Source organism: Ideonella livida, from assembly GCF_010499455.1.
Lineage (GTDB): Bacteria > Pseudomonadota > Gammaproteobacteria > Burkholderiales > Burkholderiaceae_C > Ideonella > Ideonella livida.
Map to the genome: position 1 here is coordinate 18,899 of NZ_JAAGOH010000030.1, position 15,351 is coordinate 34,249.

Genomic DNA, 15,351 nt, shown 5'->3' on the forward strand with positions numbered 1-15,351 from the left:
TTTTTGCCCTCGCCACGCGACAGGCACCGCCCTTACCCCAACAAGAGGAGACAACGCATGAACCGCTTCCCCCGCCGCACCATCAGCCTGGCCACGGGCGCCCCGCTGGCCGCCGCCGCCATGATCCTGCTGGCCCCCAATGCCCAGGCCCAGGCTACCCCGGCCGCTGGCCCTGCCGTGGCCAGCACCAGCGTCTACGGCCTGCTGGACCTCACCGTGCGCCACGCCTCCAACGTCCGCGCCGACGGCTCCGCCCAGAACTCGCTGACCGACGGCGCCTACTCCTCCTCTCGCTTTGGCCTGCGCCGCACCCAGGACCTGGGCGATGGCCTGTCCGCCTCCTTCTTGCTGGAGGCCGGCTACGACCCCTCCACCGGCGTCTCCCAGCAGTCCACCGCCAGCGGCAACAACGGCAACGCCGCCGCCCCTTCGGGCCGCCTGTTTGGCCGTGAGGTGTCCTTGAGCCTGTCGCACACCGCCGCCGGCACCCTCAGCCTGGGCCGCCAGTACACCGTGGCCCATGTGCTCTCGGGCCGCTTCCAGGCCCAGGGCAACGCCAACGCCGACGCCCTGTCGGTCTACTCCGGCCACCACGTCGCGCGCCAAGACAACATGCTGCGCTACGGCAACACCTTCGGCCCGGTGGAGGTGCTGGCCGCCGCCAGCCTGGACGAGCAGGCCGGCAAGGGCCGTGGCCTGGGCCTGGCCTACAAGGCCAGCGCCTTTGAACTGCTGGCCTACCGCCAGGACATCACCAGCGCCGACGGCGCCACCACCCGCGAGATCACCGGCGCCGGCGGCAACGCCAGCTTCGGCCCGGCCAAGGTCTTCCTGGGCTGGATGAAGCGCCACGATGACGCCCCCACCGCCCGCGACCACAAGGTGCGCAGCCTGGGCCTGAACTGGAGCCTGACCCCCGCCACCACCTTCACCACCGCCCTCATCAAGGACACCCAGAGCGGCGCCAAGGCAGGCACCCGCACCTCCACCACCCTGGGCCTGATCCACCAGCTGCACCGCACCACCGATGTCTACGTGCTGCTGGACCGCAACACCCTGACCGGCACCTACAGCCAGCCCGACTTCATGGGCACCCGTGAAGCCGCCGCCGGCTCCAGCCTGGGCGTGCGCCACCGCTTCTGAGCGCCACCAACCGACCACCAGCCGGCCACCCACGGCTTCTCCGGTCCCAATGGGATCCAGAAACCTGGGGTGGCCCTCGTTCCCGGCAAACCGGCAAAACCGGTGGCGATCCCAGGCGCGTCACCGGTTGGCGTCGATGGCGCCGTACGCGGAGCCAACGTTCTCTTCCGGGAAACGCTGGCCTGACCAGTCTTCAATGGCCAAGCCCGCCTGCCCCTTCTAGCATGGCGTCCGCTGGCCCCTTCCGCTGCAGAACATGAACCTGCTCACCGCCTACCTCGGCACCCGCACCACCCGCGAGCGCAATGCCCGTGGTGAAGGCCTGAGCGTGCTGCGCTTTGACCCCGCCACCGGCGCCCTGCAGCGCGTGCAGCTGCTGGCTGACCTGGTGAACCCGTCGTACCTGGCGGTGAACCGGGCCGGCTCGCGCCTGTACTGCGTGCATGGCGACGGCTTCAGCGCCAGCGCCTTTGCCATCGCGGCCGACGGCACGCTCAGCCCGCTCAACACCGTGGACACGCGCGGCCGCAACCCGGTGCACCTGGCGCTGTCGCCCGACGAAGGCCACCTGCTGGTGTGCAACCACCTGGGCGCCAGCCTGGTGCTGCTGCCCGTGCAGGCCGACGGCCGCTTGGGCGACGTGGTGCAGCAGGTGGACTTTGGCGCCGGTGAAGGCCGGCCCTTTGGTGGCAGGCTCGGCGGCCCCATCCCCGGCCAGCTGGGCCCGCACCGGGTGGAGCAGCCGCAGGCCAAACCGCACCAATGCCCGTTCACCCCCGACGGCCGCCACGTGCTGGTGCCCGACAAAGGCCTGGACCGCATCGTGAGCCTGCCCTGGGACGGCCAGCGCCTGCGCCCCGAAGCCGCCACCGCCGTGGCCGCGCGTGAGGGTGCCGGCCCGCGCCACGCCGTGGGCCACCCGCAGCAGCCCTGGGTCTACACGGTCAACGAGCTGGACTCCACCGTGCTGCTGTGCACCCAGGCCCCCGACACCGGCACCCTGAGCCCACGCCAGGTCGTCAGCACCCTGCCCGACACCTTCTGCGGCCACAGCCGCGCCGCCGCCATTGCCCTGGACGCCGCCGGCCGCCTCCTTTACGCCAGCAACCGCGGGCACGACAGCGTCGCCGTCTTTGCGGTGGACCCCGACACCGGCCGGCTCAGCCTGCGCCAGGTGCAGGCCACCGGCGGCCGCACGCCGCGGGCCTTCACGCTCTCGCCCTGCGGCCGCTGGCTGCTGGCCCTGAACGAGGACAGCGACACCGTCACCACCTTCACCGTGCACCCGGACGACGGCACCCTGCAGCCCACCGGCGCCGTGCTGCACGCCGGCAGCCCGGTGTGCCTGGTGTTCCGGCCCTGAACCGGCCCGCCTCTTCTCTGACCCTCTGCCTTCACCGCCTGTCTTGCCCGCGCCCATGACCACCCCCGCCCTGCCCGCCACGTTCACCCCGCTGGACCTCACGCTGGCCGGCACCCCCGGCCGGCTGCATGACCTGCCGGCCCTGTTTGGTGAACGCCTGCGGCGCCTGCCCGTCACCCACCGCCTGCTGCTGGAGAACGTGCTGCGCTGCATGCAGGGCGCCGAGCGCGCCGCCGCCGTGCAGGCCCTGCTGGACTGGGCCGACACCGGCCGCAGCGAGGCGGAGATCGAGTTCCAGCCTGGCCGCGTGCTGATGCACGACACCACCAGCACCCCGGCGCTGGTGGACATCGCCGGCCTGCGCGACGCCCTGGCCGAGGCCGGCGCCGACCCCGCGCGGCTCAACCCCGTGCTGCCGGTGGACGTGTCGGTGGACCACTCGCTGGCGGTGGAGGTCTTCGCCCAGGCCGATGCGGTGGCGGTGAACCTGGGCCACGAGATGCGCCGCAACCGCGAGCGCTACCAGTTCCTGCGCTGGGCGGCGGCCAACCTGCGCGGCGTGCGCGTCAACCCGCCGGGCACCGGCATCATGCACACGCTCAACATCGAGCAGCTGGCCACCGTGGCCACCACCGAGGCCCGCGACGGCGCCACCTGGTTCGTGCCCGACATGATGATCGGCACCGACAGCCACACCCCCATGGTCAACGGCCTGGGCGTGCTGGGCTGGGGCGTAGGCGGGCTGGAGGCGCAGACCGTGATGTTCGGCCTGCCCACACTGCTGCGCATCCCCGAGGTGATCGGCGTGCGCCTGGTCGGCCGGCTGGGCGCCGGCGTGCTGGCCACCGACCTGGCGCTCACCGTCACCCAACGCCTGCGGGCCATCGGGGTGTCGGGTGAATTCGTCGAATTCTTCGGCCCCGGCGCCGCCGCGCTGAGCGCCGACGACCGCTGCGTGCTGGCCAACATGGCGCCCGAATACGGCGCCACCACCGGCTTCTTCGCCCCCGACGAGGCGGTGATGCAGTACCTGCTGCGCACCGGCCGCCCCGCCGCCCAGGTGGACCTGGCCCGCGCCGTGCTGCAGCGCCTGGGCGTGTGGGCCGACCCGCAGGCCACCTCCGAGCCCACCTACACCCAGGTGATCGAGGTGGACCTGGGCGCCGTGGGCCTGCACATCGCCGGCCCGCGCCGCCCGCAAGACCTGCTGCCCCTGGGCGCCGCCCGCGCCACGCTGGCGGCGCTGGGCTTTGCGCCCCAGGCCCAGGCCGCGACCACGACCGCCGACGGTGCCCAGGCCCTGCCCGCCCTGCCGCGCCACCCGGTGGCGGTGGCCGCCATCACCAGCTGCACCAACACCTCCTCACCCGCGCTGCTGGTGGCCGCCGGCCTGCTGGCACGCAAGGCCCGGGCCCTGGGCCTGAAGCCGCCGGCCTGGGTCAAGACCTCGCTCACCCCGGGCTCGCCGGCCGCCGCCGACTACCTGGCCCGCGCCGGCCTGCTGGCCGACCTGGAGGCGGTGGGCTTTGGCATCGCCGGCTTTGGCTGCGCCACCTGCATCGGCAACCCCGGGCCCATGCTGGAGGTGATCCGCCGGGGCCGCGAGGCCGGTGCCATCCACCCGGTGGCCGTGCTCTCGGGCAACCGCAACTTCCCCGGCCGGGTGCACCCGGACCTGGACCTGGGCTTTTTGATGTCGCCCCCGCTGGTGGTGGCCTTCGCCCTGGGGGGCGACGCCGAGCGCGACCTGAGCGCCGAGCCCGTGGCCCACACGCCCGAAGGCCGCCCGGTGATGCTGGCCGAGCTGTGGCCCAGCCACGCCGAGATTGACGCCCACCTGGCCCAGGGCCTGGCCGCGCCAGACTTTGGCCGCGCCTTTGCCCAGGCCAGCGCCAACCCGGTGTGGCAGGCGCTGCAGGCGCCGCAGGCCGCCCGCTTTCCCTGGAGCCCGGCCTCCACCCAGCTGCGCCGCCCGCCGTTTGCCTCGGCGGCGCCCGAGTGGGGCCCGCAGCTGGGCCACTACACCGCACAGCCGCTGCTGGTGCTGGGTGACGACATCACCACCGACCACATCTCGCCGGCCAGCGCCATCCCGCCCGACAGCAGGGTGGCCGACTTCCTGGTGGCCCGTGGCGAGCGGCGCGACGACCTGAACGTCTTCGCCTCGCGCCGGGGCAACTGGGAGGTGATGCTGCGCGCCGCCTTCCACAGCAAGACGCTGGGCAACCGCCTGGCCCCTGGCGCGCCCGTGGCCCACACCCTGCACGTGCCCAGCGGCACCGTGGCCCCGCTGTGGGAGGTGGCCGAGCGCTACCGCCAGGCCGGCACCGCCGTGGTGGTGGTGGCCGGCGAGCGCTACGGCACCGGCTCCTCGCGCGACTGGGCGGCCAAGGGCCAGCGCCTGCTGGGCATCCGCGCGGTGCTGGCCTGCAGCTTCGAGCGCATCCACCGCTCCAACCTGGTGGGCATGGGCATCCTGCCGCTGCGCCTGCCCGAAGGGCTGCACCCCGACACCCTGGCCCTGCAGCCGGGCGACACGCTGGAGGTCCACGCCCCGGCCGACACCCTGGCCCCGCGCAGCCCGGTGCCCGTGACCCTGCGCCGCGCCGATGGCCGCGAGCAGGCCTTCACCGCCACCGCCGCCGTCGAAACGCAAGGCGAGGTGGCCCTGCTGCGCGCCGGCGGCGTGATGCCGGCCATCCTGCACAAGACCCTCCAGACCCTGTCATGACCCTGCCTGCCCTGCCCCCCACCCTGTTCACCCCCGCCGAGGCGGCCACGCTGCGCACCGCCCTGGCCCCTCAGGGCACCCTGCGCGCCTGCATCAACCTGGGCAACCCCATCCTGGCCGGGCTGGACGCGGCCGGCGCGCCCTGCGGCGTGTCGGTGGACCTGGCCACCGCCCTGGCCCAGCGCCTGGACGTGGCGCTGCAGCCGGTGGTGGTGCCCGCCGCCGGCCTGTCGGTGGAGACGGTGCGCGCCGAGCAGGCGGACGTGGGCTTCTTTGCCATCGACCCGCAGCGCGGCGAGGGCATCGCCTTCACCGCGCCCTATGTGCTGATCGAGGGCTGCTACCTGGTGCGCGCCGATTCGCCCCTGCAGGACAACGCCGAGGTGGACGCCCCCGGCCGCACCGTGGTGGTGGGCCTGGGCAGCGCCTACGACCTGTACCTCAGCCGCGCGCTGACCCAGGCCACCGTGCGGCGCGCCCCCACCTCACCGGCCGTGGTGGCGCACTTTCTGGCCGAAGGCGCCGAGGTGGCCGCCGGCGTGAAGCAGCAGCTGCAGGCCGACGCGGCCGCCGCCGCAGCCGCCACCCCGCCCCAGGCCCTGCGCCTGCTGCCCGGCCGCTTCATGGTGATCCAGCAGGCCATGGGCTGCCCACGCAGCCGGGGCGCCGCAGCCGCCACCCTGCTGGCGCGCTTTGTGGAAGCGGCCAAGGCCAGCGGCTTCGTGGCCGCTGCGCTGGCGCGGCATGGCATCCAGGGTGCCGGGGTGGCGCCGGCGGCCGGCACCGCCTGAGGCCTGGGCACGGCGCCGCCAGCCCACCGGCTCAAGCCCGCGCCGCCCCGGCCGATAGCTTCAGCGAGATCGCCGGCGCGTCGCGCGGCGCCCGCCCCGCCATCGCGCCGCCATGCCCCTGCCGACTGCCAACCGCCGCATCCTGCTGATCGACGACATGCCGTCGATCCATGAGGACTTCCGCAAACTGTTGGCCCCGCACGCGGGCCGGCCGGCCGCGACGGCCGCCGCCAGTACGCTGGACGATGACGAGGCCTGGCTGTTTGGTGACGCCCCGACGCGGGCCGCCGCCAGCACGGCGCCGGCGGTGCCGCTGGACGCCGACTTTGAGCTGCACTCGGCCCACCAGGGCCAGGAAGGGCTGCGCTGCGTGCACGACGCCCTGGCGGCAGACCAGCCCTTTGCCATGGCCTTTGTGGACATGCGCATGCCCCCGGGATGGGACGGGGTGCAGACCATCCAGGCCCTGTGGCAGGCCGACCCCCAGCTGCAGGTGGTGATCTGCACCGCCTACACCGACCACTCCTGGGCCCAGGTGATGCAGCAGCTGCAGGCCAACGACCGGCTGCTGGTGGTCAAGAAGCCCTTTGATGCCATCGAGGTGCAGCAGGCCGCGCGGGCGCTGGTGCACAAATGGTCGCTGGCGCGGGCGGCCAACGCCACACGCGAGGGGCTGGAGCAGGCGGTGGCCGAGCGCACCCAGGCCCTGCGGGTGCACGAGCGCGCGGTCGAGGCCGCGCTGGACCCCATCCTCATCACCGGCCCGGTGGAAGAGGGCCTGACCATCCGCTACGCCAACCCGGCGTTCCACAAGGTCACGGGCTACACGCCGGACGAGGTGCTGGGCCGCCACCCGCGCTTCCTGGTGGGCCAGGAGACGGGCCAGGCCGGCCTGCACGGCCTGGGTCGGGCCATCGCCCGTGGCCGGGAAGGCGAGGCGCTGCTGCGCAGCTACCGGCGCGACGGCAGCCTGTTCTGGAACCAGGTGCGCCTGGCCCCGGTGCCCGACGAGCACGGCCAAGCCACGCACTTCGTGGGCATCCTGCACGACGTGACCGAGGCCCGCGCCCAGGCCCAGGCCCTGGCGCACCAGGCCCAGCACGACGCCCTGACCGGCCTGCCCAACCGGGTGCTGCTGCAAGACCGGCTGCGCCACGCCATCGCCCAGGCCCGGCGCGAGCAGACCGGCCTGGCGGTGCTGTGGCTGGACCTCGACCATTTCAAGGACATCAACGACAGCCTGGGCCATGCGGTGGGCGACGCCCTGCTGCAGGGGCTGGCGCAGCGGCTGCAGTCAGCCGTGCGGGCCTCGGACACGGTGGCGCGGCTGGGGGGCGATGAATTTGTGCTGCTGCTGCCCGGCATCCACCGGCAGGGCGATGCCGGCACGGTGGCGCGCAAGGTGCTGGCCGCCCTGTCCACGCCCATCCTGGCGCAGGGCCATGCCCTGCGCGCCAGCACCAGCGTGGGGGTGGCCCTGTTCCCGCAGGATGGCCACGACCCCGAGCAGCTGCTGATGCATGCCGACATCGCCATGTACCGGGCCAAGGCCGAGGGCCGCAACACCTTCCAGTACTTCTGCGGCGAGATGAGCCAGGAGGCCCGCGAGCGCGAGGCCCTGACCCAGGAGCTGCACCAGGCGCTGGAGCGCCAGGAGTTCGAGCTGCACTACCAGCCGCGCTGGTGCCTGGCCAGCGGCCGCATGACCGGGGCCGAAGCCCTGCTGCGCTGGCGCCACCCGCACAAGGGCCTCATCTCGCCGGCTGTCTTCATCCCGGTGGCCGAGGAGACCGGGTTGATCGTGCCCATCGGCCAGTGGGTGCTGCAGGCCGCCTGCCGGCAGGCCAGCCTGTGGCGGACCCAGGGCGGCCCCGATCTGCCGCTGAGCGTGGCGGTCAACGTGTCGGCGCGGCAGTTCCGCCAGCATGACCTGCGGCGCACGGTGGAGCAGGCCCTGGCCGAGACCGGCCTGCCCGCGCACCAGCTGGAGCTGGAAATCACCGAGAGCCTGATGATGCAGCGCCACGAGGTGGTGGCGGACACGCTGCAGGCCCTGCGCGCCCGCGGCGTGCGACTGGCGATCGACGACTTTGGCACCGGCTACGCCAGCCTGAGCTACCTGCGGGACTTCCCGCTCGACCTGCTCAAGATCGACCGCAGCTTTGTGCAGCAACTGCATGAACGGGCCACGGATCGCGCCATCGTGCAGGCCGTGCAAAGCCTGGCCCGGGCGATGGCGCTGACCGTGGTGGCCGAAGGCATCGAGACCCAGGCACAGCTGGACATGCTGCGCCACCTGGGCTGCGACCAGGCACAAGGCTTTCTGCTGGCCCGGCCGCTGCCGGCCCCGGCGCTGGCCGACTGCTGGGCCCAGGGGCCGCACCCCTTGCTGAGGGGCGTCACGGCCGCGCCGCCGCCCGGCCCGACCTGAGCGTCAGTGCCCGCGGCCGGGCGCCGCGAACGGGTCCGGCCGCAGCCCCCCCAGGGCCATGAAGCGGCGCAGCGCGTCCAGGTCACGACGCCAGGCCGGCGCCAGGCCCTGGCGCCACTGGCTCAGGGTGGCGAGCTGGCGTGGGGACAGACCGCGGTACGGCGTCTTGAGCAGCACCAGCAGGGGCACGCCGAAGGTGCTGTGCAGGCGCACGTCTGTTGGCAGCAGGCGGCGGGACAGCTCGGCAAAGTCCTCCTTGAGGAAGGCGGCCCGCAACGAGTCCTCGAAGTCCTGGGAGAAGCGGCGTGGCTGATGCACCGCGTTCATCCAGGCCACGGTGCGCACCGAGGCCAGGCTCTTGAGCCGGCCAAAGTCGCACAGGTAGACCGCGCCCCCCGGGCACAGCACCCGGGCCACCTCCGCCAAGCAGGCCGCCAGGTGGTCCGAGGTCGGCAGGTGATGCAGGGCCATGGTGCTGACCACGGCGTCCTGGCTGGCGGTGGGCACGGTGCGCAGGTCGGTGATGTCCGCCACCTCGAAGTCCAGGTTGTCCAGCCGCTGGGCCCGCGCATGCGCCCGCGCCACGTCCAGCATGGGGGCCGACAGGTCCACCCCCAGAAAGCGGGTGTCCGGGTTCAGCCGAGCCACCTGGGCCAGCTGGGTGGCCGGGCCGCAGGCCAGGTCCAGCACCTGGCGCGCCCCGGCCAGCGTGGCACTGAGGTGGGCGCTGTGAAACAGGTAGGAGGCGGCCATCACGCCGTCGATGCGGCCGGCATGGGCGTAGTCGCGCACCTGCGCCGGGTCCTCCATCACGCGGTCAGGCTCACATTGACGGACCAGATGGCGTGGGCCCAAGGTCTCGCGCAGCAGGACGGGAATCAGGGCGGGGCGGAGCATGGGTCAGCAACTTCCAGAAAAGAAGGGGTGGGGCGCCGGCCAGAACGGGCGGCGATGCGGGTCGGATGGCCCACCCGCAGCAGCAGGTGCAGCATGCGGTCGGCTGGCAGGCCCATGGCCTGGGCAAGGGCCTGGCCGGCCCGCAAGGCGCGGTGGGCCGCCGGGCCCACCGTCAGGCCCTGCTGTGCCCGCAAAGGCAGGTCCACCCCGGCATAGCAGGGCTGCACCGCCAGGCCCAGCCGCTGGCAGGCCAGCCACAGGCGCAGCAGGGTACGGCCGGCGTCCCAGGCGGCATCCTCGGCCTGCGGGCCACATAGGGCTACCCAGGTGGCACCGCGGCGCAGGGGCCAGCTGCCGCCCAGCGCCAGCAGACGGCACAGTCCCAGCGGCGCCAGCCGTCGCAGGCGGCACCCGCGGCCCAACCAGCGCAGCAGCGCACCGCCGCCCGGGGGCAGGTGCAGGGTATCCAGACCAATGCCGTCAGGCGGTGGCACCGGCCCGCGGGTCCAGCGCAGGTGGGTGAACAGGCGCCGTTGCAGTTCCGGCTCGGCCAGGCGCAGGGCCTCGCAGGTGGTGAGGGCCCGCACCACCGCGGGGGCCGCGGCCGGCGCGGCCACCTGCAAAGAGATGGGGCCCTGCGGCAGGACCGGCGGCAGGTCCGGCGCAGACGGCGCGGGCTGGGCAAACGGGTGACGATTGGTCTGGCGCTGGCGCAACTCGTGCAGGACCGGCAGCGCCACGGGCGCATGCACATCGTGTACGGTCAATTGCCAGGGCGCACGGGGCTCGGGGGCATGCCAGTCGGCCTGACGGGTCACCCGGGCCCCGGCCAGCAGATGCAGGCTCTCGTGCAAGGTGCCGGCGGCCAGCAGGGTCTCATGGGCCCAGGGTCCGGCGACCTCGGGCAGGGCGGCATGCTTCAGGTGCAGCGTGCCGCCTTGCAGGGTCAGGCGCCAGGGCTGGGCGTTCTCGGCCGAAGGGCTGCACCGGACGGCCTCGACCAGCGCGTCCAGGGGGTTCAGCGCGGCAAGGGAATCCAGGGCCGCGGGAAGCGAAAAGGCCATGTGCCGAGCATGCCGCAGGCCGCGCCAGCGCCTGCGCCGCCGCCTGTCGAGCGCCAGAGGCAGTTTGTTGAACCACCGCCCGGCGATGTGGAGCAGCTGCCCGTCCCACTTCCAGGCGTACTGGAAGACATCTAGGTGCCGCCACGAGCGGTGGTGTCGAGCTTGACGTCCTCGACCCCCCAGGGCCGGTGCAATGCCGGTGCGCAGGTGGACAACGCTTCGACTTCGACGCTCATCGGCTCAGTCCTGTCTCCACGCCCCTCAACTGGGGTCTACCGGCCGGCATTCCCAATGTGGGGTTCCACACGCCCGTCCGGCCCGGGCCGTTCCAGCCGCCCGGCAACGTTGGGGCCAGCCCGGTCAACGTGACCGGCACGGCCAAGGCGCGCAAGCCATTCCGGGGAAGAGGAAAGCGGCAACCAGGCATGGGGCGGGCCACGCGCAGTGGGCGACGTGGCCGAAGGTGATCATCCCGCCATGGCGCCGCACTGTCGCGCGCTCACCAGGGCACCTCCACCTTCTGCACATCGCGGTGCTGGGCGATGTAGAGCGAAGGCAGGAAGCGTGAAAGGAAGGTGAACTCGTTGTAGCAGTGCTGCAGCAGGGCGGTGCCAAAACGGTCGGGCAGCATCTGTTCAATGGCCTCGGGGCTGTGGCCGGCGGCAGGCAGGTCCTGGCCCATGAAGAAGTGGCTGCGCAGCGCGCAGCCCCAGGGCGTGTCGCGGACGATGTGCAGCAGCCGGCCGCCCAGCAGGCGGCCGTCGGGCAGGCGCGGGGCGTCCCAGCCCATGCCGGTGCGGCCACACACCGCGCCGCTGATGCGGCCTTCGGCCCGGGCCTGCTGCACGGCCTGAGGGTCGAAGAACTCGGTCTCGTCGCGGAACTGGATGAGCAGCTGGGCCTTGGGCTCACCGGTGAAGAATTCCTCCACCACATGGGTGCTGCCCACATGGGTGTCGGGTGTGCCCCCCTCCCAGGCGCTGGAGACATGGTCCACCGGGTGCCACCAGATGTAGCGCTCGGTGTCCGGGCGGGAGCGGAACCACCACTCGAACATGGCGCCGTTGCAGCGGTGCAGGTCGGTGCGGCAGGCCACGTGCAGCACGCCGTCGGGCAGGCGTTCGTAGCCAGTCTCCAGGCGCAGGGGCTCGGGGTGCAGCAGGGCATTGACTTCGTCGAGTCGCATGGGCTTGTCTCCGTCTTGGGTTGTCGTGCGGCGCAATGCCGACGCGCCGGGTTGGGAAGTCTGGAAGATCGTCAATCGGCGGTGCCGATGTAGAGGTGGCGCAGGCGTGGGTCCTCGCGCACGGCACGCGCCGGGCCCGACAGGGCGAAGCGGCCATGCTCCATGACATGCACCTCATCGGCCAGGGCCAGGGCGCGCTCCACGTCCTGCTCCACGATGAGCATGGTCAAACCGGCGGCCTTGAGCTGGGCCAGGGCCTGGTAGAGCCGATCCATCATCACCGGGGCCAGGCCCAGGCTGATCTCGTCAAAGACCACCAGGCGCGGACGGGCCATGAGGGCGCGGCCAATGGCCAGCATCTGCTGCTGCCCGCCCGACATGCTGGTGCCAGGCTGGTGGGCGCGCTCGGCCAGGTCTGGGAACAGCGCCTGCACCTGCGCCAGCCGGGCCTGGCGCTCAGGCGCCGGCAGCTTGCGCGCGGGCAGCAGCAGGTTCTCCTGCACGCTCAGGTTGGGAAAGATGCGCCGACCCTCCAGGCACTGGGCCAAGCCCAGGCGGGCAATGTGGTGGGCGGGGCGGCCGGTCACGTCCTGCCCGTCCACCCACAGCTGGCCGGCGCTGGGTGCCAGCGCGCCGCCAATGACCTGGGCCAGGGTGGTCTTGCCCGCCCCGTTGGTGCCCAAAATGGCCACCACCTGCCCGGGCCGCACCTGCAGGTCGATGCCGTTGAGCACCCGCGCCTGGCCATAGCCGGCGTGCACGCCCTGAAGTGCCAGCAGCGGCGTGTCGGCGGCCGGCACGCCAGGCGCCGGGCGCGGGGCCACCAGACCCTGCAACCCCGCCAGGCGGGCGGCGGCCGGGTTGCCCGGTACAGCCCTGGCGCCGGGCTGCACCTCACCGGGCAGCTCGCCGGGCAGCGGCACCCAGCCGCTCGATCCCGCGTCGGATCCACTGGCGGATCCGCCAGCGGCGGCGCCAGGGCTTGCAGAATCCGCAGGCGCCGTGTTGCCCGCCCCGCCTTGCCCTGTGCCCAGGTAGACCGCGGCCACCTCATCGCTGGCCAGCACCTGCTGCACCGGGCCCTGGGCGAACAGCTTGCCAAAGTGGATCACCATGAGCCGGTCGCAGCATTCCTTGACCACCCGCAGCACATGCTCGATGAGGATGATGCCGGGCACTTCGGCGCGCAGGCTGCGGATCAGGGCGATGAGCTCGCTGACTTCGGCGTCCACCAGGCCGGCGCCCACCTCATCCAGCAGCAGCAGCTGGGGTTCCAGCGCCAGGGCGCGGGCCACCTCCAGGCGCTTGCGGCGCAGCAGGGGCAGGCTGCGGGCGGGGCCGTGGGCGGCGTCGGCCAGGCCGCAGCGAGCCAGGATGCGGTCGCAGGCGGCCTCGGCCTCGGCGCGGGAGCCCCAGGGGTGCAGGGCAAAGCGCGCGGCCAGCAGGTTTTCGCGCACGGTCATGTCCAGAAAGGGGCGCGGGATCTGGTAGGTGCGGCCCACGCCGCGGCGCGCCCGCTCGGAGGCGGCCAGGGCGGTGACGTCCTCACCGGCCAGCACGATGCGCCCGGCGCTGGGCGCCAGCGCCCCGCCCAGCAGGCCGATGAGTGTGGACTTGCCCGCGCCGTTGGGGCCGATGATGCCCAGCACCTCGCCGGCATCCAGTTGCAGGCTGACCTGGTCGGTGGCCACCACCCCGCCATAGCGCTTGACCAGGCCCTCGGCCTGCAGCAGGCGGGTGCCCGGGGCGGGCCGGGGGCGGCCGGTGGGGGTGGCGGGGGTGGTCAAGGCAGGGGACGTCATGGCAGAAGGGGGCAAGGTCATCGGGTCACGGCGGGCGGCGCCCGCCAGGGGGGTGTTCATGGCCGCCCTCCTCGCGCACGCCGGGCCAACGCCTGCTCCAGCAGGCCGGCCAGGCCCTGGGGCGCACGGCGGATGACCACGATCAGGATCAACCCGGTGATGGCCAGGTGCAGGGCCGGGGCGTCGGCCAGCAGCTCGGAGAGGGCCAGCACAAACACCGCGCCCAGCGCCGGCCCGGCGCGCCGGCCCTGCCCGCCGATGATGACCACCGAGAGCACGGCCACCGTCCAGCCCATGCCAAAGGTGGCGTAGGGCTCCACCGTGCCCAGCTTCAGCGCCTGCAGGCCGCCGGCCAGGCCGGTGAGCGCGCTGGCCAGCATGAACACCAGCAACTTGATGCGGAAGGGGCGCACGCCCATCTGGCAGGCCGCGTCCTCGTCATCGCGCACGGCGCGCAGCAACAGGCCCAGGCGCGAGGCGGTCAAGCCGCTCATGAGCAGGGTGGTGGCGGCCAGCAGGCCCAGCGCCCACTGCAGCAGGTGGCGGCTGTCGGGCGGATCGGCCGCCAGGAACAGGCCGGTGGCCCCGCCAAAGGGCGCGAAATTGACCATGAACAGGCGCAGCGCTTCGGCCAGGGCCAGGGTGCCCACGGTGAAGTACAGGCCGCGCAGGCGAAACACCGCCCGTGACACCAGTGCCGCCAGCCCGGCGGCGCCCAGCGCGCTCAGCGCCCAGGCGGCCGGCCAGGGCCAGCCAGCCTGGTTGCACAGGCCCACCAGCACATAGGCGCCCACACCAAAGAACGAGGCCGTGCCCAGCGAGACCAGGCCGCCGTAGCCGGCGAGCAGGTTCCAGGCCTCGGCCAACACAATGAGCAGGGCCAGGCGAAAACCCAGCTCCACCACGTAGTCCGACGCCTGGGTGGCGCCCAGGGCCAGTGCGGCCCAGGCCAGGGCCAGGCCCAGCAGGGCGCCGGCCGGGCCGCGCCAGATCGGGACCTGGGATGAGGCGGCCGGCGCCAGCACGGCGCCGCCCGGAAGATGCGTGGCCATCAGCGGCCTCCTTTCGACACCAGACCGGTGGGCCGCAGCGCCAGCACCACCAGGAACAGAACCAGGCCCACCAGGTCGCGGTAGCCGTCGCCCCACCACAGGGCCCCGGCGCTTTGCAGCAGGCCCATGGCCATGCCCGCCAGCAGGGTGCCCAGGATGTGGCCGATGCCGCCCAACACCACCACCGCCAGGCTGATGAGCAGGTAGGTGGCGCCGCCACTGGGGTTGAACGAGAAGGCGGTGCCCAGCAGCACCCCGCCCATGGCGGCGCAGGCCGCCCCCAGGGCGAAGGCCAAGGCATGCACGCGTCGGACGTCCACCCCGCAGGCCGCCGCGGCAGCGGGGTCGGCCGCACTGGCGCGCAGTGCCCGGCCAAAACCGGTGTGCGCCACCAGGCCATGCACGGCCAGCACCAGCGCCGCCGACAGGCCAAAGCCCAGCAGGTAGAGCCAGGGCACCGTGACCGGGCCCAGGTGCAGGGCGCGGGCGGCGTAGGGCAGGTCGATGCTGCGGCTGTCGGCGCTGAAGACCTGCACGAACAGGTTCTGCAGGATGATGGACACGCCGAACATGGTCATCATGGGCGCCTCCATGCCCTTGCCGGCCAGGGGCGCCACCAGCAGGCGTTGCAGCGGCCAGGCCAGGGCCGCCATGGCCAGGCCCACCAGGGGCAGCGCCAGCAGCGGATCCAGCCCGGTGAAGGCCAGCAGGTAAAAGCCCAGGTAGGCACCCAGCACCAGAAACTCGCCGTGGGCCAGGTTCACCAGGCGCATCACCCCCAGCGCCACCGACAGGCCCAGCGCGGTCAAGGCCAACATGCCGCCCAGCAGCAGGCCCGAGGCCAGGCTGCTGGCGACCACCTCAGGATGAGGCATGGTCATCTCCTTGCGT

Annotated in this window: 11 protein-coding genes; 5 read left to right on the forward strand and 6 right to left on the reverse strand. The window is 73.1% G+C overall.

What is annotated here, in order from left to right; translation table 11 throughout:
- Positions 1–57: 57 nt before the first annotated feature.
- The 5 genes from G3A44_RS18625 (at position 58) to G3A44_RS18645 (ending at position 8,459) form a co-directional block, all read left to right on the forward strand.
- Positions 58–1,143 carry a porin gene (locus G3A44_RS18625; RefSeq protein ID WP_163459261.1) on the forward strand — a complete coding sequence of 362 codons (1,086 nt, stop codon included), beginning with the start codon at positions 58–60 and terminating at the stop codon, positions 1,141–1,143.
- Positions 1,144–1,399: 256 nt separating this feature from the next.
- Positions 1,400–2,506 carry a lactonase family protein gene (locus tag G3A44_RS18630; protein ID WP_163459262.1) on the forward strand — a complete coding sequence of 369 codons (1,107 nt, stop codon included), beginning with the start codon at positions 1,400–1,402 and terminating at the stop codon, positions 2,504–2,506.
- A gap of 55 nt (positions 2,507–2,561) precedes the next feature.
- On the forward strand, positions 2,562–5,237 hold the full coding sequence (gene acnA / locus G3A44_RS18635) for an aconitate hydratase AcnA (protein ID WP_163459263.1): 2,676 nt from the start codon (positions 2,562–2,564) through the stop codon (positions 5,235–5,237).
- A complete protein-coding gene (locus G3A44_RS18640) occupies positions 5,234–6,028 on the forward strand; it encodes a transporter substrate-binding domain-containing protein (RefSeq protein WP_163459264.1) in 795 nt (264 codons plus the stop codon). Before acnA ends, G3A44_RS18640 begins: the two co-directional genes overlap by 4 nt.
- Before the next feature lie 112 nt (positions 6,029–6,140).
- Positions 6,141–8,459: a putative bifunctional diguanylate cyclase/phosphodiesterase gene (locus G3A44_RS18645; protein WP_163459265.1), complete on the forward strand. Its 2,319-nt coding sequence runs from the start codon at positions 6,141–6,143 to the stop codon at positions 8,457–8,459.
- Positions 8,460–8,462: 3 nt separating this feature from the next.
- Here G3A44_RS18645 and G3A44_RS18650 read toward each other — a convergent pair whose 3' ends face one another.
- From G3A44_RS18650 to G3A44_RS18675, 6 genes are all read right to left on the reverse strand, one after another.
- Positions 8,463–9,356, reverse strand: a complete 894-nt coding sequence (locus G3A44_RS18650) for a class I SAM-dependent methyltransferase (RefSeq protein WP_163459266.1) — start codon at positions 9,354–9,356, stop codon at positions 8,463–8,465.
- A complete protein-coding gene (locus G3A44_RS18655; protein WP_163459267.1) occupies positions 9,338–10,420 on the reverse strand; it encodes a nitroreductase family protein in 1,083 nt (360 codons plus the stop codon). The genes G3A44_RS18650 and G3A44_RS18655 overlap by 19 nt, the downstream gene beginning before the upstream one ends.
- A 499-nt stretch (positions 10,421–10,919) precedes the next feature.
- The gene (locus G3A44_RS18660; RefSeq protein WP_163459268.1) at positions 10,920–11,606 is read right to left on the reverse strand and encodes a DAPG hydrolase family protein; all 687 of its coding nucleotides are present in this window, start codon (positions 11,604–11,606) and stop codon (positions 10,920–10,922) included.
- Between the two features lie 71 nt (positions 11,607–11,677).
- Positions 11,678–13,468, reverse strand: a complete 1,791-nt coding sequence (locus tag G3A44_RS18665) for an ATP-binding cassette domain-containing protein (protein WP_163459269.1) — start codon at positions 13,466–13,468, stop codon at positions 11,678–11,680.
- Positions 13,465–14,460, reverse strand: coding sequence for a branched-chain amino acid ABC transporter permease (locus G3A44_RS18670; RefSeq protein ID WP_163459270.1), 996 nt, complete (start codon positions 14,458–14,460; stop codon positions 13,465–13,467). The genes G3A44_RS18665 and G3A44_RS18670 overlap by 4 nt, the downstream gene beginning before the upstream one ends.
- The gene (locus G3A44_RS18675) at positions 14,460–15,335 is read right to left on the reverse strand and encodes a branched-chain amino acid ABC transporter permease (protein WP_163459271.1); all 876 of its coding nucleotides are present in this window, start codon (positions 15,333–15,335) and stop codon (positions 14,460–14,462) included. Before G3A44_RS18675 ends, G3A44_RS18670 begins: the two co-directional genes overlap by 1 nt.
- Positions 15,336–15,351: the final 16 nt, after the last annotated feature.